Below are 26,376 nucleotides of genomic sequence, written 5' to 3'. Positions count from 1 at the left end.
CTAACAAGCAGCGTTGTTGTCTTATTAAAATTGGATCGAATTGGTGGTTAATTCGAACGGCTCGACGACGACGTTACCAGAGGACGTTCGTGCTTTCGACCCGGCTCGGCCATCTGATCTGTGCCGCACGGACACACATATGTGGATGCCCGGGGCAGGCCCGGGCACGACGGAGTTGCTGAGTGTCCGTGTAGCAGTGGCGAGCCAGCAGCGATCAGGCGCCGACTTCGCACTTCTTCATGAAGCTGTTCTTGGCGGCACCGGCGAGCGGCTTGCCGTCGGCGCTGACGGCCTTGGGCGCGCAGGTGTCGGCCTTGCACTTCTTCATGAATGAGGTCTTGGCGGCGCCGGCGAGCGCCTTGCCGTCCTTGCCGACCGCCTTGCTCTCGCATGTGTCCTCCGCGAAGGCCGAGCCTGCCGCAAAGATGGCGACGATCGCTGCGAGAAAAATCCGCTTCATCATGGGTGTCTCCCTAGGACAAGATTACCGAGCGGATTGGAGCCGCGAATCGTGGCGCAATCAAGCAGGATCAATGCGCGCCAGGACCGGCATCGCGGATTTTTCCATTCATCTGCGGTTCAGATTCCGCGCGCGAGCAGTGTCTTGAAATCGGCCCGTGCGCGCTGTGCCTCGGCCTTCGCGGCCGCGGAAGCATCGCCAAGGCCGAAATAGCCGTGGATCAGGCCGGGGCCCTCATGGTGCTTGACGCGGACGCCGGCGGCCTCCAGCGCCCGTGCATAGGCCGCGCCCTCGTCGCGCAACGGATCGAACCAGGCGGTGGCCACGATGGCCGGCGCCACGCCGGCGAGCTCCGCGCGCAGCGGCGAGGCTCGCCAGTCGGCGGCGTGAGCGGGATCGGCCAGGTAGTGGCCGCAAAACCATTCCATCACGGCGCGGGAGAGGAAGTAGCCCTCGGCATTCTCGGCACGTGATGCAAAGCGCGCGTTCTCCCGCGCGTCGGCGTAGTGGCCGACGACGTCGGTCACGGGATAGACCAGCAGTTGCGCCGCAAGCGTGATGCCGGCGTCGCGGCAGGCGATCGCGGTGGCGGCTGCGAGATTGCCGCCGGCGCTGTCGCCGGCAACGCCGAGACGCTTTGCATCGCTGCCAAATTCCGCGACGCGGTTGAAGATGTCACTTGCTGCGGCGAACGCGTCCTCGAAGGCGCCGGGAAAGCGCGTTTCCGGCGGGCGCCGATAATCGACGGAGACGACGACCGCGCCGGTTTCGATCGCGAGATTGCGCGCCTGCCGGTCGTGGGTTTCGAGATCGCCCGCGACCCAGCCGCCGCCGTGGAAGAAGACCACGGTTGGCGCAGGATTGGGGCCGACGCGATAGATACGTGCATCGAGCGGCCCGGCGCCGCCTTTCACCTTGATATCCTGCACAGTGTCGACGGGTGGCGGCGGCACCTCCGCGCGCGAGGCAGCCAGTGCGCGCAAGGCATCGCGCGCGCTCTGTGGCGTCATCGTGGTGGGATCGCGCAGCGGCAGCAGCGGAATGATCTGGGCGATGACGGGATCGAGCGGTGCGGGCATTTGCTGAGTCCTCGCTGGGTTCTTGGTCTTGCTTGCGGGGTAGCATAGATTTGGCGTACCGCATCGGCAACCGGTTACGCGTTACAATTGCAATGCCGCGGAATGAACGGTCAGGGAGGTCAAGAGTTGGAATTCGAAACGCTGGTCCAGTCGCGCCGCAGCGTGCGCGGTTTCAAGCAGCAGCCGGTGCCGCGCGCTGTGATCGAGGCGATCATCGAGAGCGCCAAGCGCGCGCCGTCGTCGATGAACACCCAGCCCTGGCATGTCCATGTGCTCACAGGGGACCCTCTGGAAGAGGTGCGCCGCCGCAACATGGAGGAGATGGTCGGCGGCGCCAAGGTCAAGCGCGACATCGTCAGCCACGGCGAATACCAGGGCATTCATCGCACCCGGCAGGTCGACATCGCCAAGAAGCTGTTCGGCGCGATGGGGATCGCGCGCGACGACAAGCCGATGCGGCAGGACTGGGTGCTGCGCGGCTTCCGCCAGTTCGACGCGCCGGTCTCGCTGGTGCTGACCTATGACCGCGTGCTGGATCCCGGCGCGGTCTGCCATTTCGATCTCGGCGCGCTCTGCTACGGCATCGTGCTCGCGGCCTGGGACCGCGGTCTCGGCTCGGTGATCAACGGGCAGGGCATCATGCGCTCCGACATCGTGCGCGAGGTCGCGAAGATTCCGGAAGACGAGGTCATCATGACATGTGTCGCGATGGGGTATCCCGACGACAGCTTCGCCGCCAACGCCGTTCGTTCCGATCGCGAGGGCAACGACGATTTCGTGCGTTATGTCGGCTTTGCCGACTAGCGCGCGAAGTCGCTGATGCGCACAGCCGGCTGGCGTTGCGAGCCGACTATGGCGGCGGAAAGGAGATTATTCTCTCGTCGAAATTTTTGGTGCCGAGCCGTTGGTGGCCTCTTGCAATCTCGATCGCGCGGGAGGAACAATACGCGCAGTGAGAGGTTTGTTGCTGGCGCGAGGGAATCGACATGCGGCGGCTCGCTAGCCTGGTTCGACGGTTCTTCGGTCCGCGACCGCGGTATCCGATCGATGATGATCCAAATCTTCCCTTCACACCCGATGAGCTCGGGAAGCTGATCCGGAGTGGCAGACGCGAGGACATGAAGTTGCTTGCGGATGGACTGGCCTCCCGGTCGATTCCGCACCGCGCCAAATACCGGGCCACGCACTAGGCGCGGTTCATGACGAGGTCCTCGCTCGCCCACGCGGTCATCGCGTGAGCGCAACCTCCTTGAACGAGGTGACGAGGGCCTTCTCCAGCTTTCCGGTCATCCCGCAAAGAATGTTGTAGGCCTCGGTGCGCGGCATCATCGGCTTGTAGTGCCGGTGTTCGATCAGCGCTGCGAAGATGTCCGAGATCGTCAGAATGCGGACGATGTCGTTGATGCTCTCGCCGCACAGCGCGTCGGGATAACCGCTTCCGTCGAGATATTCGTGATGATGCCGCACGGCGTCGAGAATCTCGGGCGAGATTTTCTCGTGATCCTTCAGAAATTCGTAACCCGCCGCCGGATGCTTCTCGATCATGGCGCGTTCGTCGATGTCGAGGCGGCCGGGCTTGTCGAGGATCGCAAGCGGAATCTGCGCCTTGCCGATGTCGTGGAACATGGCTGCGGAATACAGCCGCTCGAGATCGGTTCGCCCGACGCCGAGGCTCAGTCCGAAGTCGATCGCCACGCCGGTCACGAGCAGGCAATGCTGGTAGGTTCCCTCATGATGACGCCGCACCGTGGCAAGCCATTCGGACAGGCCGTGCTCGGTGATGCGGTCGGCGATCCTGCGGCCCGCTTCCTTCGTGCCGTCGACGTCGAGGGGCTCGCCGAGCGTGACGGCCGTGAACATCGAAGCGATGGCGGTCGCCGCGGTTTCGACGGCGTCGCCCGGTTGCGGTGCGTCACTCGAGGCGGTAGAGGTCGGCTCGGCCGGATCAGCCAGCGCTGCCAGCAGCTTGCTCTTGTTGAGAGCCCCGGGAAGAACGAGGGTGGCGCCGAGTGCGTAGGCCTGCGAGATGCCGACGTGAGACGAGTGCTCGACGAGGAAGATGCGCTTCGTGGCTTTCGCCAGCTTGCCGGCGCGCTTCTTGATGGCCGCGATGGTGCCGACGTCACGCAGCTCCGCGCGAATGACGACCGCGAATGGCACTTGTGACAGCCTGGCTTCCGCATCGAGCCGTTCGCCGGCGACGGTAAATTGCCGTTCGAGGGCCGAGCAGACCCCGGCCAGCTTGTCGGACGAATCGGCCAGCACATGCACAAACGGGCGAACCGCTTCCGTCGTTCGGGCGCCGCCGTCGTTTTTGGCGGGGCTGAATATGGTTCGGGCACTCTGCACGGCGGACCGGGACTATGATGACATTGAATGAGCTTGATGAATTCTGCAGCCTATTTGCTCGGCGTGGAGTTTGGCGCAGCCGCCTTTGCGCTCGCCGGCTTCTTCTTGTTGTCTGTGCTGATGAAGTGCACGCCGGCCATGGTGCCGTCGATCCACACCAGTTCGCATCGCCGGTAGGCAAGGCCCGTCGACGACAGCAGCATGAAGAATTCCTTGGCCTGGAGCACGTCGAGCGTCCCTTCGACCTCGATCTTGGCGCCACTTTGCGACACGTCGAGCAGGAAGCAACTGCGTCGCCAGGTGCCGTCGGAGCCCATCAGATTGACGGCCTGCTTGTGATCCATCCGTACGCGAAGCGCCTTTCGACCGTCGAACCTCATCGGTTAACCCCCATTTTTGTGCCGCGATGTCCTGGATCGCTCGGGTTGGCACTCGCTGCAATTTCCCCCCAGCGCACTGTCCATTGGCTGGTCGACAAGAGAAGCGTTTCGAAAATCTGCTGCGCCCGTTCGCGTTCGACGAAGGAGAGCCGTGCGCCGCTGCGGTTGCTCAGGATCGCGAGCGTGGTGGCCCAGTTCAGCCGCGCCGCGCGGCAGGCCATGACGAGGCCCTCGCAATCGTCATCGGTCATGACATGCTCCACGATCTCGATCGGAGCGCCCGAGAGCACCGACAGCGCCGTGAACAGATTGGCCGTCTCGCCACGGATCGTGAAGCGGTTGACGGTGGAATCGTTGAGCTTGCCGACGCGGCTGAGGGCGACGATCTCCGGCCTTGCGCTCGCATAGTCGGCCGGGCAGGGCAGCTTGGGCGGAACCGGCGCGGCGTGTTGTGCGGGCGGAATAATGGATGCGTTGGCCTTGGCCGGCGCCTTCGGGGCCGGCGCCTTCTGGGCGAGCAGCTTCCGGACGACCAGGTCGGGAGTGCCGGGCCGCAGCACCAGCGCCTTGGCGATCTCGCCGTCCGGATCGGCCCTGGCGATCAGCGCGGCGTAAGCTGCCTCGGAGAATTGGGTTCCCGGGTTCTTGATCAGCGCGAGGCAGATCGGGCCGCCGCGTTTGATCAGCGCCTCGGTCACTTCAGGCTCGATCGAGTTGCGAGCGGCGATCGCGCGCTGATGCCGCTCGCCGCACGAGGCCGCGATCGTCGCGAGATCGGTGGCGGAGACCGCCTGCGATTTGAGGAGGACAGGACAGGCCACGTCCGGGTCGTCGTGCGAGGCAAGGCGGTGCAATGTCTCGGGCGGGGGCACCTTGAGCTCGGCAAGCGCGGTGCTGAGTTGAACAAGCGCGTTGGCCTCGACGCGTTCCGTCAAGCGCAACAGAACGCTGTCAACCACACCGGCGAGCAATTCCTGAGGCCGGTCGCCGCTACCGGTGAGCAACTGCACAATGCCCGAGAGGATGCGTGCACAGCGGTCCGGCGGGCACGTAGCGACCGCCTGTTCCAGCTCAACCAGAATATCAGCAGGCAAATTTGCCATCATGGCAGGGGCCTGACTCAAAAAAATCGCGACGATCCAATGACCTTCATTGCGCCTGACAGGCGTTAATTTGAAATTTAGAGCTTGATCGAAGGGGTATCTGTGCACCGCTGCGGCGCTGGAAACGCTATCGAAATTCGGCGAGACCCGATGCTGCGACTTGTCCTTTGAACGGGACCTTCGCCAACTGAACGAGACGAACTAGGATGATTCTTTCGGTCGAACGGGACAACCGAAAGGGGGAAACTCGGGCCGGCATCGCCGCCGGACGCGCGTTGGTTACGACGCGACGTTTCACATTGCCATGAACGATATTGCGCCCAAGGTATTTCGCTTCTCCGACGTCGATGAATTTCGAAATGCCATACGAGGCCTGAATTTCGAGTTCACGCCCTTCGTACGGAGGATTTCGGCCGAGCAGACCATTCTGTCGCTGCCCGGTTGCGACGTGAATTTCACGCGGGCGTTTCCCCGCGTCGTCGACGCGCAGCTCATCGAGAATTGCACCGCCATCGGATTCACGATGGACGAGCTCAACGTGCCCATCCGCTTCAACGGCTCGCAGCGGGCTCGACCGGTCATCGTCATCGGCAGCGGCGGCGCCGCCTACACCACCATCGAGGAGGTGCAGCGGCAAATTGCCTCGGTGGTGTTCAGGCCGGAGGTGACGGATCGCGGCTGGCCGCACGCGACATCCAGCTTCAAGATATTTGAAACGACGGCCGCGAGCCTGAACCGGCTGCGCAGCCTGGTCCGGGAGGTGCTGGCCGCCGCGTCGGAGCCGATCGGTGCCGCGGACGTGCCGCTGAAGGCCGCAGCCATGAAGGAGTCCCTGCTGGGCGCCGTCGACGACGCGTTCGAAAGCGTCGTTCCCGCGCGATGGACCCTGCGTCCCAATGACGAACGCAACTTCAGGATCTTCCGGGAGATCCGCGCGCTTCTGTCCGACGACCTCTCGCAGCCGATCTACAGCGAGGAGATCGCGCGCAAGCTCAACCTGTCCGTCCGCACCCTGCACGACGTCGTCCGCCGCTATCGCGGCATGAGCCTGCATCGCTATTTGCGCCTGCGCCGTTTGTGGCTGGTGCGCCAGCGCCTGCTCGCCGGTGCCGACAGCGTCAAGGCCGTCGCACTGGCGTTCGGCTTCTGGCATCTCAGCGACTTCTCCCGAAGCTATCGCGACCAGTTCGGCGAGACGCCGTCGCAAACGCTCGAGCTCGGACGGCAACGCTAGCGCGGCAAATCGGTTGAGGCCGTACCGCTGTTTCGTGCTAGCGTGCCGGCCATGAGCAATCGCATCCTCGTCCTCTACGGCTCCTACCGTTCCGACCGCATGGGCGTCCGCCTCGCGAATTTCGTCATCGACCGCCTGCGCCAGCGCGGCGAGGAGGTCGAGTTCATCGACGCCAAGGCGATCGGCCTGCCGATGCTCGATCGCATGTACAAGGAATATCCCAAGGGGACGGCACCCGAGGCGCTTGAGAAACTGGCGGGGCAGATCCGCGGTGCCGACGGGTTTGTCTTCGTCACCGGCGAATACAATTGGGGCATCCAGCCCGGCCTGAAGAACCTCACCGATCACTTCCTGGAAGAGTGGTTCTGGCGCCCGGCCGCGATCGTGAGCTATTCGGCCGGCCGACTGTCCGGAGCACGCGCCTCGACCGCCTGGCATGGCACGCTGTCGGAGATGGGCATGGTCGTGGTGTCGAGCACCATCGGCGTCGGACCGATCGCGCAGACGCTGTCGGCCGAGAACGAGCCGATCGGCGATGGCGGCAAGGCACTGGAGCGCTCGTTCCCGCGCTTTGCCGACGACCTGTTGTGGTGGATCGAGGCCGCCAAGGCGCAGCGGGCGCGCAAGGCGCCGCCGTACTAAGCTGACTAGGCGGCCCTGACCTCGCCGAGGAAGCGGTCGAACTGGCCGGCGAGATCGCGCGACTGGGTCGAGAGCTGCTCGGCCGCGCCCAGCACCTCCCTCGCGGCCGCACCGGTGTCGTCGGCGGCGCGCTGCACGCCCGATATGTTGCTGTTGACCTCCTGGGTGCCGCGCGCGGCCTCCTGCACGCTGCGGGAGATCTCCCGGGTCGCCGAACCCTGTTCTTCGATCGCTGCCGCAATCGCGGTGCCGATCTGGTCGATCTCGGCGATGACGTCGGCGACGTTGCGGATCGCGTTCACGGTCTCGTCGCTTGCGGACTGGATCGCGGTGATCTGCTCGGAGATTTCGGTGGTGGCCTTGGCGGTCTGGCCCGCCAGCGATTTCACTTCGGATGCGACGACCGCAAAGCCGCGGCCGGCGTCGCCGGCACGGGCGGCTTCGATGGTCGCGTTGAGCGCCAGCAGATTGGTCTGCTCGGCAATGCTCTGGATCAGCGTGACGACGTCGCCGATCTTCTGGGCGCCCTCGGCGAGCGCGCGCGCGGTGTCGCCGGTGCGGCGGGCGTTGTCGACGGCGCGGGCCGCGATCTCGGTGCTTTGGGCCACCTGACGGCCGATCTCGGAGATCGAGGAGGTCAGCTCTTCGGTCGCGCTCGCGACCGTCTGCACGTTGGTCGAGGTCTGCTGCGAGGCGGCGGCGACGACCGCGGCCTGGCTGTTGGTCTGGGCCGCCGTCGAGGTCATCGACTGCGCGGTGCTTTCCATCGTGGAGGAGGCGCGGGAGAGGCCGCCGACGAGCTCGGTGACCTTGGCCTCGAACGCGCGGGTGAGGCCGTCGAGCGCCTGGGCGCGGCGCATCTTGCTGTCGTTCTCGGCCTGCTTCTCCGCCGCGAGTCGGTCGGCGCGGATCATGTTGTCCTTGAACACCTGGACGGCGGCGGCCATCGCCCCGATCTCGTCGGAGCGCTCGGCGCCGGGGATCTCGTCCGTAACGTCGCCGTCGGCAAGGCGCGACATCCGCGTCGTCAGGCTGACGATCGGGGCACAGACGCGGCGGCGGACCATCACGATGAGACCGGCGCTGGCGATCAGCACGGCGAGGAGGCCGGCGAGGGCGATGGTGAAGCTGGTGCGCGCGGCGGAGGAGGCGCCGGCGAGGATCTGCTCGGCGTTGTCGTAGAAGGCGTCGCGGACGTCGATGATGGTGCTGAGGCCGCGCTGCGTGGCGGCGTAATAGGTGTCGACGTCGTGTTCGTACTTGCCGCTGACCGCACCGTCCTTCACCAGCTTGAGCTCGCGGCCGAACTCCTCGATATAGATCGAGTTGAACTTCTCCAGCGCCGCGGCAACGTTCGCCGGCGTTGCCGGATTGCCGCGCAGCTCCTGCAGCGTCATCACGATCTGGTCGTTGCGGCCCTGCGAGCGGCTGATGTCGGCCTTCTCCGCGTCGGTCGCCGGTTTCTTGCCCCCGACGAGATTCTTGTGCAGGCTGGAGTTGAAGCCGCCGACGTCACGCAGCGTCATCGCGACGTTGGCATAGCTGGCCTGGCGGTAGGCGTCGCCGTTGAGGATCGCCATGCGGCGGACCTGCTCGTTGAGTAGGGCGGTCACACTGGCGTTGAGTACGGCGTTGTCGCCGACGATCTTCTTGGCCGCGTCCTTGCGGGCATCCACCGGTCCCGCCATCGCCTTGTCGATGGCCTCGCGCAGCGCCGTGAATTTCGAATTGATGCCGTCGATGTTGCCGCCGAGGGTACTGCCGTCGTCGAACGGGCCGGGCAGCTCCTTGCGCAGCGCGTTCATCCTGTCGCGGGCGCCGTCGGTCTGCTTGCGCAGCTTGTCATGCTCGGTGAGCTGCGCCGGGTCGAAGGTCGCCGGCCCGTAAAGGATGTTGGTGGCAAAGCCGCGCTCGGGGTTGAGGTAGCGCGGGATGTCGCTGGCGACGCGGACGATCGCGAGCCGTCCCTGCGCTTCGGCGATCCTGTCCATCGTCTGGTACTTCGTCACGGCGACGTAGACGGCGAGGCCGCCGCCGACGGTCGAGAGCGAGACGATGGCGGTGGTCAGGAGCGTACCGATTTTCATGATCTGTCCGGCAATTGGCGCGGGGAAGAAAATTATTCTGCGCAAACGATAGGCAGCCGGTCTTAATCCGGAGTTTACGCTGCCGGCCGCCATGCTCGATCTGCATGCGTCCATTCGTCTAGGCGTAGGTCGTGCTAGCGCGCCGGCCGATCGAGCCTGGCGAGGATCTCCAACGTCGCGCCATCGCGCTCGCCTGCGAAATATCGGGCGAGCGCCTGGTCGAAGACGGTTTCGTCAGAGACTGCGCCGAACAACGTCATCGACGAGCGGAATTTTGAATCATCGGGCGCGCCGAGGATCGCGTTGATGGTTCGTCCCTCGACGGCAAGCACGAGCGTGGTGCATTCAATGAGTCGCGGACCGAGCACGGGGTGGGCAAGGTAGGCTCTGGCCTCCGCGCGCGAGCCGATGGCGTAACGCTGCGACATGGCGCTGAAGCCGAGGCCAGCGATCTGCGGGAAGACGAACCACATCCAGTGAGTCTGTTTCCGGCCCCGGGTCAGCTCCCCCTGGATGTCGCGAAAAACCGGGTCCTGGGCCCTGACGAAGCGCTCTAGATCGAAAGGATCGGTCATTGGATACCTCAAGGGGAGCTTGCCGGCCGCGATTATGCCTAAGTTTTGGCTCCCAATGCGATAGCTGGTATAGAGTCTCCGGACGGGGTTGGGCCCTCCGGGGGTCGATTTGGGGATCTGATGGTTTCCGACCGCGCAAGCGCCGAAAGGCTGTTGTCGCGCCGCCGTATTGGGCGAGCGGAGACGATACTGCTGTCTTTGGCAGCCGTCGCGCTGGCACTGGGAGCTGCCGCGTGGGTCGCGGACATGGGCGATTCGACGCCGCTCGTCACCGCCTCACTGCCTCCGGCCACCGCACTGCCTCCGGCCACCTCGCTGCCTCCGGCCACCTCGCTGCCTCCGGCCACCTCGCTGCCTCCGGCCAATGGCCCTTCGTTTGACGACCGTTTCGCTTCGGTATCCGGCAGCCCGCCCGCCCGTGACTTCGGCCTGCTGACGCTGGAGCGCTCCGCGGTGAGCGCGGTCCAGCTCAAGCTGCGCGACGCCAAGGCGATGCTGGCCCAAAAACTCCAGGGCGACGAATGGCGCTCGACCCTGACCGATGACGACCGGCACGTGGTTGACGAGACCAAGCCGTCGCAGCGCGCCGACGTCATCCCGGTGCCGCGCTCGCGCCCGGCCCAAGCAGACCTCGCGTCCCAGATTGCCTCGAGCCAGGCCTATGCCGAGACCAATCCCAGGGTCGACAACCGCAATTTCTTCGAGAAGTTTACAGCCAAGATCAAGCTGGCGTCCCTGACGCCCGACAGCGGCCTGTTCGCCAAGGCGCCGGACCTCGCCGCCCTCGGCTACGATTCGCGCACGGCGGTCTATGACATCAAGGCCAAGGCGCTTTACCTGCCGAGCGGCGTCGCCCTGGAAGCCCATTCGGGCATGGGCGCGCTGATGGACGACCCCGATCACGTCGACCAGCGCATGGTCGGCGCGACTCCGCCCGCGACCTACGATCTGAAGCCGCGTGAAAAGCTGTTCCACGGCATCCGCGCGCTGCGCCTGACGCCGACCGAGGGCACCAGCGCGCTTGGCCGCGTCGGGCTGCTCACCCACAGCTACATGCTCGGACCACGCGGCGACTCCAACGGCTGCGTCTCGATCAAGGACTATGATCGTTTCCTCAAGGCCTGGGACAATGGTGAGTTCAACCGCCTCGTCGTCGTGCCTAGCCTGAGTGGATCGGCGATAGCCGCGCAACGCGCCAGCACCGACTCCTGATATTTGCCGAACGGCGGGGCTGCCGTTTCCCCTTCGTTAAGCCGTGATCGTCCAGAAGCAGCCCATGAGTGATCCCCAGAGTTCCGAGACCCCGCTGCGTACGACGTTCAAGATCAAGCTGAATGGCGACACGCTGGCGATTGCGACCGTCGGCCAGGCCTATCAATTCCTCACCAACTTCAAATCGGTCGAGTGGATGGAGTTCCGCTCGCTCCATGAAGAGGCGGTCGCGGCGCTCGAAGGAGCCGCCGACAACGCCATGCTCGCGGTGCAGGCGACCAACGCCGTGCGCGCGCTGTTCGTGAGCGCGAAGCTGCTCTGAGCGGCCTTTCAACGCGCTCTCGTCGCCCGGATTGCGCTGCGCTCCACGCGGGCTACGGACGCCGGCAGGCCTTCCGCTCCCAGCTTGAACTCCGCTATAGGAACGGGCAAACGGTCCGCCAAGACCGTGGCCGGACGCCGATATGTTTGAAACTTACCTCCAGGGAGAGACCCCAACATGAAACGCCGTACATTCCTCAAGGGCGGCGCAGTCGCCGGCGCGACGACGCTGGTTGCTGCACCTGCGATTGCGCAAGGCGCGCCCGAGATCAAATGGCGCCTGACCTCGAGCTTCCCGAAGTCGCTCGACACCATCTACGGCACGGCGCAGACCTTTGCGAAATACGTCGCTGAGGCTACCGACAACAAATTCCAGATCCAGACCTTCGCGGCCGGCGAGCTCGTCCCCGGCCTCCAGGCGCTCGATGCCGTCAGCGTCGCGTCCGTCGAGATGGCGCAGACGCCGCTGTATTTCTACATCGGCAAGGAGCCGGCGCTGGCCTACGCCACCGGCGCGCCGTTCGGCATGAACCACCGCCACCAGGAATCCTGGTGGTATTTCGGCGGCGGCGCCGATCTCACCAACGAGGCGCTGAAACCCTTCAAGACGCACGCCATCCTCTGCGGCAATTCCGGCACCCAGATGGGCGGCTGGTTCCGCAAGGAGATCAAGACCGTCGACGATCTCAAGGGCCTCAAATTCCGCATCGCCGGCATGGGCGGCCATGTGCTTGCCAGGCTCGGCATCGTGCCGCAGCAGCTCGCCGGCGGCGACGTCTATGCAGCGCTGGAGAAGGGCTCGATCGACGCCGCTGAATTCGTCGGTCCTTATGACGACGAGAAGCTCGGCTTCCAGAAGGTCGCCAAGTACTATTATTTCCCCGGCTGGTGGGAAGGCGGCGCGATGCTGCACATGATCGTCAATGACGAGAAGTGGGCGAGCTTGCCGAAGCAGTACCAGGCGATCGTCAATCAGGCCGCCTCGGCGGCCGGCGCCTGGATGCTGGAGAAATACGACAGCGTGAATCCGGCGGCCCTGAAGCGGCTGATCGCCAACGGCGCGGAGCTGAAGGCGTTCCCGCAGCCGGTGATGGAAGCCTGCTACAACGCGACCCAGGAGCATCTGAACGAGCTCGCCGCCAAGAGCGACCTGTTCAAGCGCACCAAGGAAAGCCACGACGCCTACATGAAGGAGCTGCTGTTCTACACGCAGATCGCCGAAAACTTCTACGACAACTATCTGCTCAGCAAGATGCGCAACAAGACCTGAGTGTGAAGGGAGCGCGGCGCCGCGATTGCGTCGCGCTCCTGTAGGGTGGGCAAAGGCGCTCTTGCGCCGTGCCCACCACGACTTGCTCGACTTGTCATGGTGGGCACGCTGTCGCTTTGCCCACCCTACAAGATTTGAGCGCGCATCCCGGATGGAGCGCAGCGAAATCCGGGCTACGGACTCACACCGCACCCAGGCCCAGCTTCGCATAGATCCGCCTGGCATAGGCGCCGAACGCGTCGGTCGTCTTGAGCGGCAGGTCGCGCGGGAAGGGCAGGTCGATCGGGAAGTAGTCGGCCATCTTCGCCGGCCCCGCCGTCAGCACGGCGCAATGCGAGGACAGGAACACGGCTTCCTGGATCGAGTGCGTGACGAAGATGATGGTCTTGCCGCTCTCGCGCCAGATCCGCAGCATCTCCAGGTTCATCTGCTCGCGCGTCAGGGCGTCCAGCGCCCCGAACGGCTCGTCCATCAGGATCAGTTTTGGATCGTGAATGAACGCCCGCGCGATCGCGGTGCGCTGCTGCATGCCGCCCGAGAGCTCTCGCGGATATTTCTGCTCGTAGCCGGCAAGCCCGACCAGGTTGAGCAGATCGCGCGCCCGCTCGCGCGCGGCCTTGATCGGCAGGCCAACGATCTCGGCCGGCAAGAGCACGTTGTCCAGGATGGTGCGCCACTTCAGCAGCAGCGCCTGCTGGAACACCATGCCGATGTCGCGGGTCGGATCGAACGGGCTTTTGGCATTGCCAATTCTGATGGTGCCGCCGTCGGCGCCGTGCAGTCCGGCCAAGATCTTCATCACCGTGGTCTTGCCGCAGCCGGAGGGGCCGACCAGCGAGACGAGCTCACCTTCCTGCACGTCCATCGTGACGTCGGACACCGCCAAGAACTCGGCGCCGCCGCTACGATAGACCTTTCGGACGCCGCTCAGGCGGATGAAGGGCTCGGCGCTCATGCCAGCCATTTGCCCAGATTGGAGGCGACGAACGCATCGTCGCCGAGGTCGGCGTGCTCGCGATAGACGCGGTCGATCTCCTCTTTCTGGCCGGGGCTGAGGCCCTCGTTCGGGTCGAGGCACCACAGGCCCTGCATCAGGCCCTGACGCCGCAGCACTTCGTGGCAACCGGCGATGCAGCCGTGAAAATTGTTGGCGACGTCGAAGAAGGCGCTGTTGCAGTCGGTGACCCGGGCATCGAGGGCGAGCAGATCGGCCGGCACGGCCTCCTTGTGCCGCGCCGCCTTGCAGCGCTCGAACTGTTTGATGGCGCTGGCGGTCCACACCGACCAATGGCCGAGCAGACCGCCCTTGAAATAGGTGCGCGTGGTGATGCCGTTGTCGCGCAGGTCGAACGGCAGCATCAGGTCGAGCAGGATGTGGTCGTCGTTGCCGGTGTAGAGCGCGACGCGGTCAAGCGCACCGGCCGCCGCGACGCCGCGCAGCACGTCGAGCGTGCGATAGCGGTTGAACGGCGCGATCTTGATCGCGATCACATTGTCGATCGCGGCGAAGCGCTGCCAGAACCGGCTCGACAGGATGACCCCGCCGACGGCCGGCTGGAGATAGAAGCCGACCAGCGGGATCTCGGCCGCGACCGCCGTACAATGCGCGATGATCTCATCCTCGGAGGCGCTCTTCATCGCGGCGAGGCTGAGGAGCCCTGCGTGATAGCCGATATCGCGCGCGGTGCGGGCCTCAGCCGTTGCCTGGCTTGTTGGACCGGCGAGCCCTGCGACCATCGCCAGCGGTCGCCGGGTCCAGTTGGCCGCGGTCTCGGCGGCGAGCTCGAGCACCGGGCGATAGAGACCGACGTCGCGGATCGCGAATTGCGTGGTGTGGACGCCGACCGCAAGGCCGCCCGAGCCGGCGTCGATGTAGTAGCGCGTCAGCGCGCGCTGATGCCTTCTGTCGAGCTGGCGCTCCGCCGTGAGCGCGAGGGGGTGCGCCGGCAGCACGGTGCCGTCGGCGATCAGCTTGCGGACGTCGCTGTTGATCTGGCTGTGGTGCATGATGTCCTATCCGAATTCAGGGCCGGCGACGGCGAATGGAGTTTCCTTGGCAGCGGTGGTGGCCAGGCCGAACCGCATGCGCTGGAACGGCCGCTCGATGGTCCAGCCCGAGGCGGTCAATCCGTCCAGGAATGCGGCTTGCGATGCGACGGCATCGATCAGAATCGGGCCGGTCTCGGAGCGCGCGATCGCATGAACCAGGGCCAGCGCTGGCGCGGCATTGTTGGCAAACAACGGCCCGATATGGCGCGCGGTTCGGCCGTCGCGAACCAGCGCGATGGCGCCATGCGCTGCGACGATGCGCGAACCGGAGCGCAGGGCGATGGCGGAGAGGAGCGCGGTGCGGTCGATACCGGTGGCGCGCCGGTCCCGCGCCCGCAGCGCATCGATGGTCGCCGGTGAAGGCGATGGGGCTTCGGCTCGCCCGGATTTCACCAGCTTCAGCCGGCGCAATTGCAGCGTCGGAGTGAATCCGAGCGGCCCGTAGACGGCGGCGCCGTCGGGCGTCGCGTCGAGCCAGCTCGTCAGCCCGTTCTTGCGCGCGGTTTCCAGGCAGGCATCGACGAGACGGGTGGCGAGGCCGCGGCGGCGATGCGTGCCTGATACCAGCACCATGCTGATCCAGGCATTGTTGCCGGAATAGGGCAGCAGCGCTGCGGTTGCGACCAGCCGCATGCCGTCGCGAATGCCGAACACCACGCCATCGCGCAGGAAGACGCGCCAGTCCTCCTCGGTCTGGTTCCACTGCGCTTCCGTCGACAGCACCAGCCCGGCGATCGCGTCGTCGACGCCGAGCTTGAGGATGGGCGGACCGTCAGTAGCGTCCATCGCGCACCTCGTATTTGGTGGGTTTGCCGAGGCTTGGCATGGCGCGGGACACCCAGTCCGCGGTCCAGGCTATCAACTGTTCGGTGTCGACCACAGGCAGGCCGAACAGCTCGACAGCTTTCGACGTGTCGGTGAGCCATGCCGTCGGCTCCTCCTTGCCTATCAGCACCGGCGCGCGGCCGAAGCGCGCGCCGAATTTTGCCGCGAGATCCCGCACCGCCAAAATCTCGTGGCCGCTGACGTTAATCGGTGAGGTCGGCGCGGTGCAATGCGCAAGGCACCGCAGCGCCTGCGCGGACGCATCGCCCTGCCAGATGAAATTGACGTGGCTGAGACTGACATCGATCGGCGTTCCCGTGAGCACCTTTATCGCGATGTCGTGCAGCACGCCATAGCGCATGTCGATCGCGTAATTGAGCCGGAACAGCCGGCCCGGCGTCGAAAACTTGCGCGAAAAATACTCGAACATGCGCTCGCGGCCGACGCAGGACTGGGCGTATTCGCCGGGCGGATTCGGCGCCATGTCCTCGGTCGCGCCTTTGCCGTCGACGGGGACAAAGGGATAGATGCAGCCGGTCGAGAACGCCACGATGCGCGACGTCGGGAAGGCCTGCGCGACGAGGGCCGGCACATGCGCATTCATCGCCCAGGTCAGCGACAGGTCGCCCTCGGCGCCGAACTTGCGGCCGGCCATGAAGACGATGTTGGGTGCCTTCGGCAGGGCCTGAATCGCGCTCTCGTCCATCAGGTCGCAACTGATCGTCTCGACGCCGCGCGCGTGCAGCCAGTCCTTGACCCCAGCGTCGCTGAAGCGGGCGACGCCGATAACGCGGCGATCGGGCGCGGCGGCCTTCGCGAGCCCCGCCAGCGTCGGTCCCATCTTGCCGGCGACGCCGAGGATCATGATGTCGCCCTCGACCTTCTTGAGGTCGTCGATCAGCGCCTGGGTCGGCCGGCACAGGAGATCGTCGAGGGCTGCGATATCCGGGATCGTCTTCGGCAGCGTCTGGCGGGTGAGCAGCATGGATCGGTCCTTGTCGTTAGTTCTGCCGTTTCAAGTTTGCCTGGCGTCGCCGACCACGAACATGCGTTCGAGGGCGAGGACCAGGCCGTAGAGAGCGACGCCGAGCAGGGTCAGCAGCACGACGGCCATCACCATCGCGGGCGTGTCGAGCGACGACTGCACCTGGATCATGAGATAGCCGAGCCCGCGCTCGGAGGCGATGAACTCGCCGACGATGGCGCCGGCCACCGCGAGGATGGCTCCGACCTTCATGCCGGAGAACACATAAGGCAGCGATCCCGGCAACTGGATCTTGCGGAACAGCGTCCAGCGCGAGCCCCGCAGTGATTTGACGAGGTCGAGAAGGTCGGGCTCGACCTCGCGCAGGCCGCGCGCGGTGGTCAGCAAGATCGGGAAGAAGCAGATGCTGAAGGCGATCAAAATGTTCGGCACGATGCCGTAGGAGAACCAGACGATGAAGAGCGGGCCGAGCGCGACCTTCGGGATCATGTTCATCGTCACGAACAGCGGCAGCAGCACGAGGCTCAGCAGCGGTGCCCAGCTGAAGATCACGGCCAGCGCGACGCCGACCAACGCGCCGAGCGCGAAGCCGCCGAGGATCTCGATCGCCGTGACCAGCGTGTTGGCGCCCCAGGCATAGCTCGCGGTGCCGAGCGTCTGCACCGTCGCCAGCGGCGAGGGCAGGATGAATTTCGGCACGTGGAAGGCATCGACCGCGACCTGCCAGAGCACGAGCACGGCGAGATGCACGATCAGGATGATCGTAAAGCTGCGCGAGGTGCGTGCGCCGTCTCCGGTCACCGGTTGCTCCCTGTTGCCAGCGGCCACCTTGCCGCTGTTCGTCAGCCTAACCGGCCTCGCAGGAAGTTTCAACCAGTTGGTTGATTATGGCCGGAGCGAATGCAGCACGAGATCGGCGACATGCCTGCGGCGGGCGCGCCTTGCCGCCCGGCTCGACAGATCCTTGCCGAAGATCGCCGACAGCGTCGGCGTGTTGGAGAGATAGAAATAGCTGAGACCCGCGATCGATATATAGAGCTGGATCGGATCGATCCCCTTGCGGAACACGCCGGTGCGGACGCCCTCGTGGAGGATGTGGGACACGCTCTTCACCAGCGGCGAATGCATCGCCTCCAGCCGGGTCGAGCCGCGGACGTGGCGGGCGCCGCCGCGGTTCTCGTCGTTCAAGAGCACGATGAAATCGGGGTTCGTCGCGAGGTAATCGAATGATGCCTCGATCAGCTTCCGGATCGCCTTTTCCGGCGGCAGGCCTTCGAGGTTGAGCTGGCGCTCCTGCTCGCGGATATCGGCGTAGACCCATTCGAGCACAGCCAGATAGAGCGCGTCCTTGTCGCCGAAGTAGTGGTAGACGAGCTGCTTGTTGACCCCCGCGCGCTCGGCGATCTCGTCGACGCGGGCGCCGGCAAAGCCGTGCCTGGCGAATTCCAGGCGGGCCGCGGTGAGCAACTTCTTGCGGGTCGCGACGGGGTCGCGCCGCTGCGGCACGGTGTCGCCTGAACGTTTTGCGGGCATTTCCAACCAGACAGTTGACAAGTCGAGGGCGGCTTGTTGCATTGGTATCCTCACACGGGGAGAGCGACAAGCCGGGTCGCGGCAATGAGGAGGGATGCGATGAAGCGTTTGCAGGCTGCGGGCTCGGCTTTGGTTTTGGCCCTGGCGCTCGGTGTGCCGGCGGTGCCGGCGAGCGCGGGAGAGGCGGTCAACCTGATCCTGAACTGGACACCGACGGCCGACCATTCGCCGTTCTATTACGCCAAGGCGCAGGGCTGGTTCGAGAAGGCCGGCATCGACCTGACCATCGAGGTCGGCAAGGGCTCCGGCGTCTCCGCCGCCAAGGTCGGCTCCGGCGGCTCGCCGTTCGGCATCGCCGATCTCGCCACCATGCTGGTCGCCAAGAGCAAGGGCGCTGACGACATCGCGCTGATGAGCATCTACGCCAACACCGGCCAGACGTTCTATTGGCTGAAGAGCTACGGCGTGAATGGCGTGAAGGATTTTCCGAGCCACAAGATCGGCAACCCGCCCGGCGACGCCTCGCGCGTGATGTGGCCGGCCTTTGCCAAGGCCGCCGGCATCGCGCCTGATGCCGTCAGCTTCGTCAATATCGGCCCGACCGCGAAGATCGCCGCGCTGAAGAGCCATACCGTCGATATCATCAGCGACTTCTACAACGAGCACGATCTCAAGGTGATCGAGTTCGGGCCCGATCTCGGCTTCGTCAACTGGAAGGACATCGGGCTCAACCCCTACGGCAATTCGCTGATCGTCAACGGCGCCTATCTCCAGAAGAATCCCAAGCTCGTCGAGGAGTTCGTGCGCATCTCGCAAAAGGCTTTTGCGGCCTGCGTCGCCGACGTCACGCCGTGCCTGAAGGCGCTGCTCGACCAGGTCTCCGGTCTCGACAAGGAGAACCAGGAACGCCAGTGGGAGCGCATCAAGTATCTGATGACCGACGAGTTCACGACCACCAAGGGGCTCGGCTGGATCGACGGCGAGCGGATGAAGAAGGACTATGAGCTGGTCCAGACCTATCTCGGCATGGAGAAGCCGTTCGACGTGACCACGGCGTTCACGACCAAGATGCTCGATCCCGCCGTCAAGATGGATGCGAGCAAGGTGAAGAAGTAGGGCACCCGTGGCCCGGATGGAGCCAACGGGTCGGCGCGAGGCGCCGCCCGGTGACAGGCGCCGCGAAATCCGGGACGGTGAATTTGGCAGGGCTCCCGGATTGCGCTTCGCTCCATCCGGGCTGAGGTTTCACGCTACCTTCTTGATGGCCGGCGGCGTCCACGAACCATTGAGAATGCCATCCTTGCCCCAATAGGCGCGAATGTAGAGCGAGAAATGCCCATCCGGCGCCGGCAGCCAGTTCGTCTGCTTGTCGCCTCCGGGGGACTTCGCGCCCGCGTACAGCGTGAGCGAACCGTCGGCGTTGCGCTTCAGGTTTTTGTTCTTGGTGCCGAGCGAGTAGCGCCTGAGATCATTGGCGTGGAACAGATGCTTGTCGTTGTAGAGGGTCAGCGACCAGAAGCCGTTGACCGGCGGCTCCTCGCCCTTGGCAAACGTGATCTCATAACTCTTGCCGCCGTTGAGCTCCACGCCCGCGCCGTCGTTGTCGGTGTAGAAGTACTGCGTCTCGGTCGGCCTGTTGTCGAACATGTTCGACTTCGCCGTGCCGGTCCGGTTGAAATAGTCGAGACCGAACTGCGCGTTGTTGGTCGAGCGATTCCAGCCATTGCCGGCCGGACGGCCATTGTGCTTCCACTGGAAGAATTGCTCGATGACCTTCTCTTCGGTGTCGACGGCCGTCGCGACCAGCACCTTCTTCAGCTCGGGGTCCCTGGCGGCGGCATCGAGCAACAAGCGAAACTGCCCGTACAGGGCCTCCTCGCCCGGCAATGGATCGACGATATCGATCGCCTCTCCGAACTGGTCGAAGAACTTCTCGGGGATCACCCATTTCGTTTCTTCACCGTCCGATTTCGGCCCCTGAATGTCCGGCACCTTGCTCCAGTCGATGGTCTTCATCTTGCCGGTGAAGTCCTTTAGCGGATAGACGACAACCTGATTGATGATCTGCTGGATGGCCTTCTTGTCCTCAGGCGTGTCGTCCTGAAAAATGCGCGGAATGGCGTTCGCCAGCGACGTCGAGCAACGGACGATTTCCGTGATGCCTGACGGCTTGAGCCCTTTCCAGTTCGGACCGGCGAGTAGATAAAATCCCGGCCTCGACCCGTAGGGCTTGCCGAGTTCGCCGAACTGATCCGTGCGTGCATCGTACAGGGCGTAGATCCAGAAGCGGTCGCCGAAATCCGGAACCTGGATAACCACCGGTTCTTCGTCGAGCGAGAAGAAGCCGAGCCCGTAGACCACGTCCTGGTTGGGACAGGTGACGAAGGTCTCCGACGGCTCGATGTAGTCGTCTAGCATGGCGATCTGGCCCCGCGGCGCAGCCGGCAACACGCCGTTGAGATGGCCGGGCTGCGGGGCCTGCGTAATCGCGGCCCTGCGGTTGATCATGTTGATCATCGGCCAGCCCCAGATGTAGGCCATCTGCGCGATCGCCTTCGCATAGTCCGGAAACATCACGATTCCAGTTGCGGGCTCCGTCACGGCGTTGGTTGGGGCCGGAGCCCGCTGAGCTTGGGCCGTCGTCGAGACAGCAACCGTCGTGGTCGAGATCGCGACCGGGGCAGCCGCCCTGGTGGCCAGCGCGGCAAGCGATGCGGCACCGATGCCGCTCTTCAGCGCATCGCGACGGGTGGCGGCAAGATCGTTGCTCGACGTCGTCATAGCGCACTCCCATTTTTTAACGTTGTTGCGAAAACCTCGGTGGCCGAGGTCGCGGCCGAGGGCGCGCCGTGACCTCGCGCGGTCTCATTTCACTTTGACGACGTCGTCCGGTTTCCAGGTCTGGTCGTAGAACTCGACGCCCGTGCCATAGAGGCGTAACGCGACGAGGAAATTTCGAGCGCTGACGGTCTGGATGAAGTTCGACGCCGGCGCGTCAGCGGGCTTTTCCGTCGCGAACCACAGGTCGATCGAGCCATCGCTGTTGGTTGCCACCTTGTTGTAGCCGTTGATCGACGGCATCAGCTGTGGTGCCTCGACCATGGTGCCGTCGGTGATGTTGTAGGCGGTCACGGCCCAGAACAATGCGGCCGGCGGGTTCGGCGGCAGATGGAGTTTATAGGTGTTCGACCCGTTCAGGAATTCGCCATTCGCGTCCCTGACCGCGAACGGATATTTGGAGCCGCTGTTGATCGTCCGCATCACCATCGCCGAGGCCGTCGAATAGGCGATCTGGAAGTAGCTCGCTCGCTGCGCCACATCGAGATAGCCGTCCTGGAGCCATTCGGCGGTGCCGGCTGCCCAGGTGTTCAGATATTGCCGGTCGTTGTAGTAGAGATCGCGTTTGTCCGGCCGGCCAAGCTGGCGCTGCGCCATGATCATCTTCGGCGCCGTCGTGACGGCCCTTTGCAGCAGCTCCTGCTCCTTCGCGGTCGGGTTGAACGGCTGCCCCTTGATGATGCCGATCGCGGCCAGCGTGCCGCGCGACTCCGGATCGATCGCCGAGACCGGCTCATAATCCACGAACGCCTTGAGCTTGGTCCAGTACGTATTGTCGACCGGATACATCATGTTGATGCGCTTGCCGCTGGCGTCGGGAAATTGCATCGGCTTGACGTTCTTTTCCGGGGACCACAGCGGGTAGACGCGCGTCTGTTCGGCAAGCGCTACTGCGGGTTTCGGATCCGGCCCGTTGTCACCCTTCGCCATAAGGGTGCGGAAGAACAGGAACACGTTGTTGGTCTTCGACTTGAACGCGAAGTAGCCCTGCGGAATTTCGCCCTCATAATCCGGTGGCAGCAAGAGATAGAGGCCGCCCCGCGCACGATCGGGGCCAACCGCGCCGACGTCGGTGAGAGTGCGCTGGAAGAAATCGGTGAACATGCCGATGACGTTGGGCGGCGCGGCGACGACCAGCGGGCCGGTCTCCTTGAGATCGAGATAGCTCATGGAATAGATAACGTCGGCATTAGGTGTCGGCACCCAGGTCCGCGCATCCATCCGCTGTTTCCAGATCGGGAGCACATTATAGCCCTTGCCGAACATCGCCTCCGACCCATCGCGCATGCCGATCGTGTTGAGAGCGGGCAGCATGCTCATGTAAACCTGCACGGCGCGCTGATAATACAGCTCGTCGCGCATCGCCTCGGCTTCGCTTTGCGAGAGCCAGTTGCCGTTGTTGATCTGGTTGACGAGGGGAGGCGCTTTGGAGTCCTGGCCGTAGCCGGGACTTGTCGATGTGATGATGGTGAGGAGGGTTGAGGCCACGATGGAGGTCGCGGGCATCTTCGGCATCGTCTTCTCTCCGCAACAGCCGACTGTTTTGCGTCAAGTGGGCATCACGCGCGCAGCGGTAAGAGCTTGCAGTGAGAGTAGAACGTGCCGCGATGCCAGCTATGTAATTTGTGCCAGAACTACGCTGCGATTTCAAGTCGAGCGTATCTCGGCTTGTCGCGAGCAGCCCTCGACCGCTTGCCGCGTATCGTCAGCTCTTCTTCATCTCGTAGACGTGTTCGGGCCCGGGAAATGAGCGTGACCGCACGTCGGTGGCATACCCTTCGATCGCCGCTTCGATGGCCGGACCAAGATTGCCGTAGCGCCGGACGAATTTCGGGGTTCGTGGCGACAGCCCGAGCATGTCCTCGAGCACGAGCACCTGACCGTCGCAGGCCGCGCTCGCACCGATGCCGATGGTGGGGATCGCAATCGTCTCGGTAATCTTGCGCGCCAACGGTTCGGCCACCGCTTCGACGACGACCGAGAATGCACCGGCGTCGGCGACGGCCTTCGCATCGTCCTCGATCGGGCCCCAGTCCACCTCGTTGCGCCCCTGGGCACGAAACGAACCGAGCGTGTTGATGGATTGCGGCGTGAGGCCGACATGACCCATCACCGGGATGCCGCGCCCGGACAGGAATGCAATCGTCTCCGCCATGCGAACGCCGCCTTCAAGCTTCACCGCGCCGCATTGCGTCTCCTTCATGATCCGCACTGCGGAGTTGAACGCCTGCTCCCTGGAAGCTTCATACGAGCCGAACGGCATATCGACGACGACCAGCGCCTGCTTCGAGCCGCGCATCACCGCGGCGCCCTGAAGGATCATCATGTCGAGCGTAACCGGCACCGTCGTCTCGAAGCCGTGCATGACGTTGCCAAGGGAATCGCCGACCAGGATGACGTCGCAATACCGATCCACCAGCGCGGCCGTATGCGCGTGATAGGACGTCAGCATCACGATCGGTTCGCCCTGCTTGCGTGCACGGATGTCCGGCGCGGTCTTGCGCCTGATGGAAGACTGAATTGACATGATCGGCTCCGTTCACGGGGGAAGCGGATCGAAACCAGATGTCACCACCGTGTCAATCCGGATGATCGGTCCCGCGATCAAAATGGGCGGCGCGAGGTGAGTAGGCAGTGGGTCGCACGCTGCTTCTACGGCATCATTGCGAGCGTCGCGAAGCAATCCAGAGTCCTTTCGTGGAGGCAGACTGGACCGGGCCGTGATGCGGATAAGCCGCGGCGTACTGGATGCCCCCGGTCAAGCCGCGGCATGACAGCGGTGTGTTGGGCGGGAGCGCTCGCCCAAGCCCTTCCGCAGGCCCAGTCCGGCCAACCCGACCCTTCGTATCCCCACGGATAATTAACCGGCCGTTAACCAAATTCGCCGCATCGTTAACCATTCAATAACGGGGAACGAGTCGGCCGCTATGGAGGCTGCAGCAAAAGTCCAACGCCAAATGGTTCGCCTGCGCGGGCGCTCCTACGTGGCCTTCGTGTTCGTGCCGACGGTTCCGATCCAGGACTGGCTGCAGGAGATCGACGCCACGATCGCGCGCTCGCCGGGCTTCTTCGCCGGCCGGCCCGTTGTGATCGATCTGTCCTCGGTCGATCTCAGCCAGTCCGGCATCGGCCATCTGCTCAGCAACCTTCACGACCGGAACATCCGGGTGCTCGGGATCGAGGGGGTGGAGGAGGGCCGGCTGACGCCGACCATGCCGCCGCTGCTCACGGGCGGGCGCAGCTGCGTGGTCGAGCCGAGCGCGCCGAAGAAGGCCGAGGCGAAGGCCGCAACCAAGCCGACCTCGCTCCTGCTCGAAAGCCCGGTGCGCTCGGGCCAGACCGTGATCTTCCCGGAAGGCGACGTCACCATTCTGGGCTCGGTCGGCTCCGGCGCCGAAGTCGTCGCCGGCGGTTCCATCCACATCTACGGCGCGCTCCGCGGCCGCGCCATGGCGGGGGTCAACGGGTACACGAGCGCCCGCATCTATTGTCAGAAGATCGAGGCTGAACTGCTTGCAATTGATGGGTTTTACCAGACTGCGGACGACATCGACGCCGCCTTGCGCGGCAAGCCGGCGCAGGCCTGGCTGCAGGGGAATACCATGCGAATTACAGCACTGAACTGACCAGCAAAGGAGACATTTCAGATGAGTAAGGTACTGGTCGTGACATCAGGCAAGGGCGGGGTCGGCAAGACCACGACGACCGCTGCGCTGGGGGCTGCGCTGGCGCAGCGCGGGGACAAGGTCGTCGTCGTCGATTTCGACGTCGGCCTGCGCAACCTCGACCTCGTCATGGGCGCCGAACGCCGCGTGGTGTTCGATCTCATCAACGTGGTGCAGGGCGTCGCAAAGCTGCCGCAGGCGCTGATCCGCGACAAGCGGCTGGAGAATCTCTGGCTGCTGCCGGCCTCGCAAACCCGCGACAAGGACGCGCTGACGGAAGAGGGCGTCGGCAAGGTCATCGACGATCTGCGCGACCGCTTCGATTGGGTGATCTGCGACAGCCCGGCCGGCATCGAGCGCGGCGCCTCCATGGCGATGCGCTTTGCCGACGAGGCCGTGATCGTCACCAATCCGGAAGTCTCCTCGGTGCGCGATTCCGACCGCATCATCGGCATGCTCGATTCGAAGACGGTGCGGGCCGAGAAAGGCGAGCACGTTCAGAAGCACATTCTCATCACCCGCTACGATGCCTCGCGCGCCGCGCGCGGCGAGATGCTGACCATCGACGACATCCTCGAGATCCTTGCCACGCCCTTGCTCGGCATCATCCCCGAAAGCCAGGACGTGTTGAAGGCCTCCAATGTCGGCACGCCGGTGACGCTGTCGAACGCGGATGGAGCGCCGGCGCGGGCCTATATGGACGCGGCGCGGCGGCTTTTCGGCGACACCGTGCCGATGCAGGTTCCGGCCGAGCGCAGGCGCTTCATGGATCGTCTGCTGCGACGGAGGGCTGCATGAGCATGGGTCTGCTTCGGCTTCTCCGCGGCAAGAAGGCCACTGCCCCGGTCGCTCGCGAACGGCTGCAGATCCTGCTTGCCCATGAACGCGGATTGCGCGGCCAGCCCGATCTGCTCGGCGTGCTGCGTGAGGAAATTCTTGCTGTCGTGTCCAGGCACGTCACGCTGGACCCGACCAAGGTCATCGTCCGGCTCGAGCGCGGCGACGAGGTATCCACCCTGGAGGTCGATATCGAGGTGCCGAACGATATCGAGCGCAAGCGCGCGGCGGTCGGGTAGGGGATCCGGCCGGTACACTGCAAATTTGGGGTGGGTGAGAAGGCGGTCCGCTGGGCATAGCGGGCCGCCTTTGTCTTGCTTGCTCGTCACGTCAAATTCCAGGCCTGCCGATGTGATCGGTCGTGGGCGGAACGGGACCTGCGGCGAAATCGTTGTCAGGGGCCGCGGAGCGTCAAGCCAGGCGTTGCGGTTTCCTGAACAGGAGAGCGTCCATGATATCCGAGGTCCAGGTCCACACCATCGCGCGCCAGATGCTGGAAAAACATGGTTTCGCTGCGATTGCGAAGGCCGCCGAGCAGGCCCAGGCCTGTGAGGGCCGCGGCGAGGCCGATGAGGCCAAGGAGTGGCGTCACATCGAGGACGCCATGAAGATCATCCGCGGCCCGCACCAGAGCTGATCCGCGGCCAGCGCGCTCAGCGCTCCCCGCGGTCGGCGCCCGGCTGCGCACTGCGATTTTGTGTCTGCGGCTGGGGACGCTCGCCTGTCTCTTTGCAAGGCAGCGGCTCCCACGAGCCGTCGGGCGCCTGCTGGTAAGCACTGCAGGATGACGAGGTGGATTTTTCCTCGCCTTTCTGGGCATCAGAATTCTTCGCCAGGGCGGGCGCGGTCAGCACCGTGGCGGCCGCAAATGCGCCAGCGAACACGAAATGGATACTCCGCATGTGGGCTCTCCCGTCGAATTCGAAGAGGCC

28 protein-coding genes are annotated in these 26,376 nt (G+C 64.6%); 11 read left to right on the top strand and 17 right to left on the bottom strand.

Going from position 1 to position 26,376, the window contains the following annotated elements; all coding sequences use genetic code 11:
• Positions 1 to 214: 214 nt before the first annotated feature.
• Both BJ6T_RS26935 and BJ6T_RS26930 read right to left on the bottom strand, forming a co-directional pair.
• Positions 215 to 463 (bottom strand): hypothetical protein, encoded by a 249-nt coding sequence (locus BJ6T_RS26935; RefSeq protein ID WP_014495682.1) that lies wholly within the window; start codon positions 461 to 463, stop codon positions 215 to 217.
• A gap of 116 nt (positions 464 to 579) precedes the next feature.
• On the bottom strand, positions 580 to 1,539 hold the full coding sequence (locus tag BJ6T_RS26930) for an alpha/beta hydrolase (RefSeq protein ID WP_014495681.1): 960 nt from the start codon (positions 1,537 to 1,539) through the stop codon (positions 580 to 582).
• A gap of 126 nt (positions 1,540 to 1,665) precedes the next feature.
• Here BJ6T_RS26930 and BJ6T_RS26925 point away from each other — a divergent pair, with 126 nt between their 5' ends.
• Complete coding sequence (locus BJ6T_RS26925; RefSeq protein ID WP_014495680.1) at positions 1,666 to 2,343, top strand: nitroreductase; 678 nt, start codon at positions 1,666 to 1,668, stop codon at positions 2,341 to 2,343.
• Between the two features lie 423 nt (positions 2,344 to 2,766).
• Here BJ6T_RS26925 and BJ6T_RS26920 read toward each other — a convergent pair whose 3' ends face one another.
• The 3 genes from BJ6T_RS26920 to BJ6T_RS26910 are packed head-to-tail and all read right to left on the bottom strand — an operon-like array spanning position 2,767 to position 5,374.
• Entirely contained in the window at positions 2,767 to 3,888 is a 1,122-nt protein-coding gene (locus tag BJ6T_RS26920) for an HD-GYP domain-containing protein (RefSeq protein WP_028169573.1), read from the bottom strand.
• Between the two features lie 50 nt (positions 3,889 to 3,938).
• Complete coding sequence (locus BJ6T_RS26915; RefSeq protein WP_028169572.1) at positions 3,939 to 4,268, bottom strand: PilZ domain-containing protein; 330 nt, start codon at positions 4,266 to 4,268, stop codon at positions 3,939 to 3,941.
• A complete protein-coding gene (locus BJ6T_RS26910; RefSeq protein WP_028169571.1) occupies positions 4,265 to 5,374 on the bottom strand; it encodes a DUF2336 domain-containing protein in 1,110 nt (369 codons plus the stop codon). The genes BJ6T_RS26915 and BJ6T_RS26910 overlap by 4 nt, the downstream gene beginning before the upstream one ends.
• 301 nt (positions 5,375 to 5,675) lie before the next feature.
• Between BJ6T_RS26910 and BJ6T_RS26905 the strand changes: the two genes are divergently transcribed.
• Both BJ6T_RS26905 and BJ6T_RS26900 read left to right on the top strand, forming a co-directional pair.
• Positions 5,676 to 6,605: an AraC family transcriptional regulator gene (locus BJ6T_RS26905; protein WP_014495676.1), complete on the top strand. Its 930-nt coding sequence runs from the start codon at positions 5,676 to 5,678 to the stop codon at positions 6,603 to 6,605.
• A gap of 51 nt (positions 6,606 to 6,656) precedes the next feature.
• Positions 6,657 to 7,247 (top strand): NADPH-dependent FMN reductase, encoded by a 591-nt coding sequence (locus tag BJ6T_RS26900; RefSeq protein WP_014495675.1) that lies wholly within the window; start codon positions 6,657 to 6,659, stop codon positions 7,245 to 7,247.
• 5 nt (positions 7,248 to 7,252) lie between these two features.
• Here BJ6T_RS26900 and BJ6T_RS26895 read toward each other — a convergent pair whose 3' ends face one another.
• Together BJ6T_RS26895 and BJ6T_RS26890 are read right to left on the bottom strand one after the other, a co-directional pair.
• Positions 7,253 to 9,334, bottom strand: a complete 2,082-nt coding sequence (locus BJ6T_RS26895) for a methyl-accepting chemotaxis protein (RefSeq protein WP_028169570.1) — start codon at positions 9,332 to 9,334, stop codon at positions 7,253 to 7,255.
• Between the two features lie 134 nt (positions 9,335 to 9,468).
• A complete protein-coding gene (locus BJ6T_RS26890; RefSeq protein WP_014495673.1) occupies positions 9,469 to 9,909 on the bottom strand; it encodes a DUF1810 domain-containing protein in 441 nt (146 codons plus the stop codon).
• Positions 9,910 to 10,098: 189 nt separating this feature from the next.
• Here BJ6T_RS26890 and BJ6T_RS26885 point away from each other — a divergent pair, with 189 nt between their 5' ends.
• From BJ6T_RS26885 to BJ6T_RS26875, 3 genes are all read left to right on the top strand, one after another.
• Complete coding sequence (locus BJ6T_RS26885; protein WP_028169569.1) at positions 10,099 to 11,121, top strand: DUF2778 domain-containing protein; 1,023 nt, start codon at positions 10,099 to 10,101, stop codon at positions 11,119 to 11,121.
• Between the two features lie 64 nt (positions 11,122 to 11,185).
• On the top strand, positions 11,186 to 11,443 hold the full coding sequence (locus tag BJ6T_RS26880) for a hypothetical protein (protein WP_014495671.1): 258 nt from the start codon (positions 11,186 to 11,188) through the stop codon (positions 11,441 to 11,443).
• 177 nt (positions 11,444 to 11,620) lie between these two features.
• Positions 11,621 to 12,712 carry a TRAP transporter substrate-binding protein gene (locus tag BJ6T_RS26875; protein WP_014495670.1) on the top strand — a complete coding sequence of 364 codons (1,092 nt, stop codon included), beginning with the start codon at positions 11,621 to 11,623 and terminating at the stop codon, positions 12,710 to 12,712.
• 181 nt (positions 12,713 to 12,893) lie between these two features.
• Here the strand turns inward: BJ6T_RS26875 and BJ6T_RS26870 are convergent, their stop codons facing one another.
• From BJ6T_RS26870 to BJ6T_RS26845, 6 genes are all read right to left on the bottom strand, one after another.
• Positions 12,894 to 13,676: an ABC transporter ATP-binding protein gene (locus BJ6T_RS26870; protein WP_014495669.1), complete on the bottom strand. Its 783-nt coding sequence runs from the start codon at positions 13,674 to 13,676 to the stop codon at positions 12,894 to 12,896.
• Positions 13,664 to 14,719: a dihydrodipicolinate synthase family protein gene (locus tag BJ6T_RS26865; protein ID WP_014495668.1), complete on the bottom strand. Its 1,056-nt coding sequence runs from the start codon at positions 14,717 to 14,719 to the stop codon at positions 13,664 to 13,666. Before BJ6T_RS26865 ends, BJ6T_RS26870 begins: the two co-directional genes overlap by 13 nt.
• 6 nt (positions 14,720 to 14,725) lie before the next feature.
• Entirely contained in the window at positions 14,726 to 15,547 is an 822-nt protein-coding gene (locus tag BJ6T_RS26860; protein WP_014495667.1) for a GNAT family N-acetyltransferase, read from the bottom strand.
• A complete protein-coding gene (locus BJ6T_RS26855; protein WP_014495666.1) occupies positions 15,534 to 16,571 on the bottom strand; it encodes an NAD-dependent epimerase/dehydratase family protein in 1,038 nt (345 codons plus the stop codon). The genes BJ6T_RS26860 and BJ6T_RS26855 overlap by 14 nt, the downstream gene beginning before the upstream one ends.
• A 30-nt stretch (positions 16,572 to 16,601) precedes the next feature.
• Entirely contained in the window at positions 16,602 to 17,372 is a 771-nt protein-coding gene (locus tag BJ6T_RS26850; protein WP_014495665.1) for an ABC transporter permease, read from the bottom strand.
• Positions 17,373 to 17,456: 84 nt separating this feature from the next.
• Positions 17,457 to 18,104, bottom strand: coding sequence for a TetR/AcrR family transcriptional regulator (locus tag BJ6T_RS26845; RefSeq protein ID WP_014495664.1), 648 nt, complete (start codon positions 18,102 to 18,104; stop codon positions 17,457 to 17,459).
• A 99-nt stretch (positions 18,105 to 18,203) separates the two neighbouring features.
• Between BJ6T_RS26845 and BJ6T_RS26840 the strand changes: the two genes are divergently transcribed.
• The gene (locus tag BJ6T_RS26840; RefSeq protein ID WP_014495663.1) at positions 18,204 to 19,220 is read left to right on the top strand and encodes an ABC transporter substrate-binding protein; all 1,017 of its coding nucleotides are present in this window, start codon (positions 18,204 to 18,206) and stop codon (positions 19,218 to 19,220) included.
• 129 nt (positions 19,221 to 19,349) lie between these two features.
• Here BJ6T_RS26840 and BJ6T_RS26835 read toward each other — a convergent pair whose 3' ends face one another.
• The 3 genes from BJ6T_RS26835 to panB all read right to left on the bottom strand — a co-directional run bounded on the left by BJ6T_RS26835 (position 19,350) and on the right by panB (position 23,469).
• Positions 19,350 to 20,885 carry a DUF1254 domain-containing protein gene (locus BJ6T_RS26835; RefSeq protein WP_014495662.1) on the bottom strand — a complete coding sequence of 512 codons (1,536 nt, stop codon included), beginning with the start codon at positions 20,883 to 20,885 and terminating at the stop codon, positions 19,350 to 19,352.
• Between the two features lie 84 nt (positions 20,886 to 20,969).
• Positions 20,970 to 22,457, bottom strand: a complete 1,488-nt coding sequence (locus BJ6T_RS26830) for a DUF1254 domain-containing protein (RefSeq protein WP_014495661.1) — start codon at positions 22,455 to 22,457, stop codon at positions 20,970 to 20,972.
• Between the two features lie 190 nt (positions 22,458 to 22,647).
• On the bottom strand, positions 22,648 to 23,469 hold the full coding sequence (gene panB / locus BJ6T_RS26825; RefSeq protein ID WP_014495660.1) for a 3-methyl-2-oxobutanoate hydroxymethyltransferase: 822 nt from the start codon (positions 23,467 to 23,469) through the stop codon (positions 22,648 to 22,650).
• Positions 23,470 to 23,869: 400 nt separating this feature from the next.
• Between panB and minC the strand changes: the two genes are divergently transcribed.
• The 4 genes from minC to BJ6T_RS26805 all read left to right on the top strand — a co-directional run bounded on the left by minC (position 23,870) and on the right by BJ6T_RS26805 (position 26,081).
• Entirely contained in the window at positions 23,870 to 24,568 is a 699-nt protein-coding gene (gene minC / locus BJ6T_RS26820; protein ID WP_014495659.1) for a septum site-determining protein MinC, read from the top strand.
• A gap of 21 nt (positions 24,569 to 24,589) precedes the next feature.
• Positions 24,590 to 25,405: a septum site-determining protein MinD gene (gene minD, locus BJ6T_RS26815; protein ID WP_014495658.1), complete on the top strand. Its 816-nt coding sequence runs from the start codon at positions 24,590 to 24,592 to the stop codon at positions 25,403 to 25,405.
• On the top strand, positions 25,402 to 25,683 hold the full coding sequence (gene minE, locus BJ6T_RS26810) for a cell division topological specificity factor MinE (RefSeq protein WP_014495657.1): 282 nt from the start codon (positions 25,402 to 25,404) through the stop codon (positions 25,681 to 25,683). The genes minD and minE overlap by 4 nt, the downstream gene beginning before the upstream one ends.
• Before the next feature lie 212 nt (positions 25,684 to 25,895).
• Positions 25,896 to 26,081 (top strand): hypothetical protein, encoded by a 186-nt coding sequence (locus BJ6T_RS26805; RefSeq protein ID WP_014495656.1) that lies wholly within the window; start codon positions 25,896 to 25,898, stop codon positions 26,079 to 26,081.
• A 16-nt stretch (positions 26,082 to 26,097) separates the two neighbouring features.
• On the opposite strand, the gene BJ6T_RS26800 is transcribed toward BJ6T_RS26805, so the two are convergent.
• Entirely contained in the window at positions 26,098 to 26,346 is a 249-nt protein-coding gene (locus BJ6T_RS26800) for a hypothetical protein (RefSeq protein WP_014495655.1), read from the bottom strand.
• Positions 26,347 to 26,376 lie beyond the last annotated feature (30 nt).

Source organism: Bradyrhizobium japonicum USDA 6 (genome assembly GCF_000284375.1).
GTDB classification, from domain to species: Bacteria; Pseudomonadota; Alphaproteobacteria; order Rhizobiales; family Xanthobacteraceae; genus Bradyrhizobium; species Bradyrhizobium japonicum.
Note: the sequence above shows the minus strand (reverse complement) of the source record. Positions and strands in the feature narration are given on the sequence as shown.

Coding starts and splice junctions, on each gene's coding strand:
- panB (WP_014495660.1), bottom strand. CDS start 23,469: ATGTCAATTCAGTCTTCCATCAGGCGCAAGACCGCGCCGGACATCCGT.
- BJ6T_RS26930 (WP_014495681.1), bottom strand. CDS start 1,539: ATGCCCGCACCGCTCGATCCCGTCATCGCCCAGATCATTCCGCTGCTG.
- BJ6T_RS26830 (WP_014495661.1), bottom strand. CDS start 22,457: ATGCCGAAGATGCCCGCGACCTCCATCGTGGCCTCAACCCTCCTCACC.
- BJ6T_RS26835 (WP_014495662.1), bottom strand. CDS start 20,885: ATGACGACGTCGAGCAACGATCTTGCCGCCACCCGTCGCGATGCGCTG.
- BJ6T_RS26800 (WP_014495655.1), bottom strand. CDS start 26,346: ATGCGGAGTATCCATTTCGTGTTCGCTGGCGCATTTGCGGCCGCCACG.
- BJ6T_RS26855 (WP_014495666.1), bottom strand. CDS start 16,571: ATGCTGCTCACCCGCCAGACGCTGCCGAAGACGATCCCGGATATCGCA.
- BJ6T_RS26860 (WP_014495667.1), bottom strand. CDS start 15,547: ATGGACGCTACTGACGGTCCGCCCATCCTCAAGCTCGGCGTCGACGAC.
- minD (WP_014495658.1), top strand. CDS start 24,590: ATGAGTAAGGTACTGGTCGTGACATCAGGCAAGGGCGGGGTCGGCAAG.
- BJ6T_RS26805 (WP_014495656.1), top strand. CDS start 25,896: ATGATATCCGAGGTCCAGGTCCACACCATCGCGCGCCAGATGCTGGAA.
- BJ6T_RS26870 (WP_014495669.1), bottom strand. CDS start 13,676: ATGGCTGGCATGAGCGCCGAGCCCTTCATCCGCCTGAGCGGCGTCCGA.
- BJ6T_RS26865 (WP_014495668.1), bottom strand. CDS start 14,719: ATGCACCACAGCCAGATCAACAGCGACGTCCGCAAGCTGATCGCCGAC.
- BJ6T_RS26840 (WP_014495663.1), top strand. CDS start 18,204: ATGAAGCGTTTGCAGGCTGCGGGCTCGGCTTTGGTTTTGGCCCTGGCG.
- BJ6T_RS26935 (WP_014495682.1), bottom strand. CDS start 463: ATGATGAAGCGGATTTTTCTCGCAGCGATCGTCGCCATCTTTGCGGCA.
- BJ6T_RS26875 (WP_014495670.1), top strand. CDS start 11,621: ATGAAACGCCGTACATTCCTCAAGGGCGGCGCAGTCGCCGGCGCGACG.
- minE (WP_014495657.1), top strand. CDS start 25,402: ATGAGCATGGGTCTGCTTCGGCTTCTCCGCGGCAAGAAGGCCACTGCC.
- BJ6T_RS26905 (WP_014495676.1), top strand. CDS start 5,676: ATGAACGATATTGCGCCCAAGGTATTTCGCTTCTCCGACGTCGATGAA.
- BJ6T_RS26880 (WP_014495671.1), top strand. CDS start 11,186: ATGAGTGATCCCCAGAGTTCCGAGACCCCGCTGCGTACGACGTTCAAG.
- BJ6T_RS26910 (WP_028169571.1), bottom strand. CDS start 5,374: ATGATGGCAAATTTGCCTGCTGATATTCTGGTTGAGCTGGAACAGGCG.
- minC (WP_014495659.1), top strand. CDS start 23,870: ATGGAGGCTGCAGCAAAAGTCCAACGCCAAATGGTTCGCCTGCGCGGG.
- BJ6T_RS26900 (WP_014495675.1), top strand. CDS start 6,657: ATGAGCAATCGCATCCTCGTCCTCTACGGCTCCTACCGTTCCGACCGC.
- BJ6T_RS26895 (WP_028169570.1), bottom strand. CDS start 9,334: ATGAAAATCGGTACGCTCCTGACCACCGCCATCGTCTCGCTCTCGACC.
- BJ6T_RS26915 (WP_028169572.1), bottom strand. CDS start 4,268: ATGAGGTTCGACGGTCGAAAGGCGCTTCGCGTACGGATGGATCACAAG.
- BJ6T_RS26890 (WP_014495673.1), bottom strand. CDS start 9,909: ATGACCGATCCTTTCGATCTAGAGCGCTTCGTCAGGGCCCAGGACCCG.
- BJ6T_RS26845 (WP_014495664.1), bottom strand. CDS start 18,104: ATGCCCGCAAAACGTTCAGGCGACACCGTGCCGCAGCGGCGCGACCCC.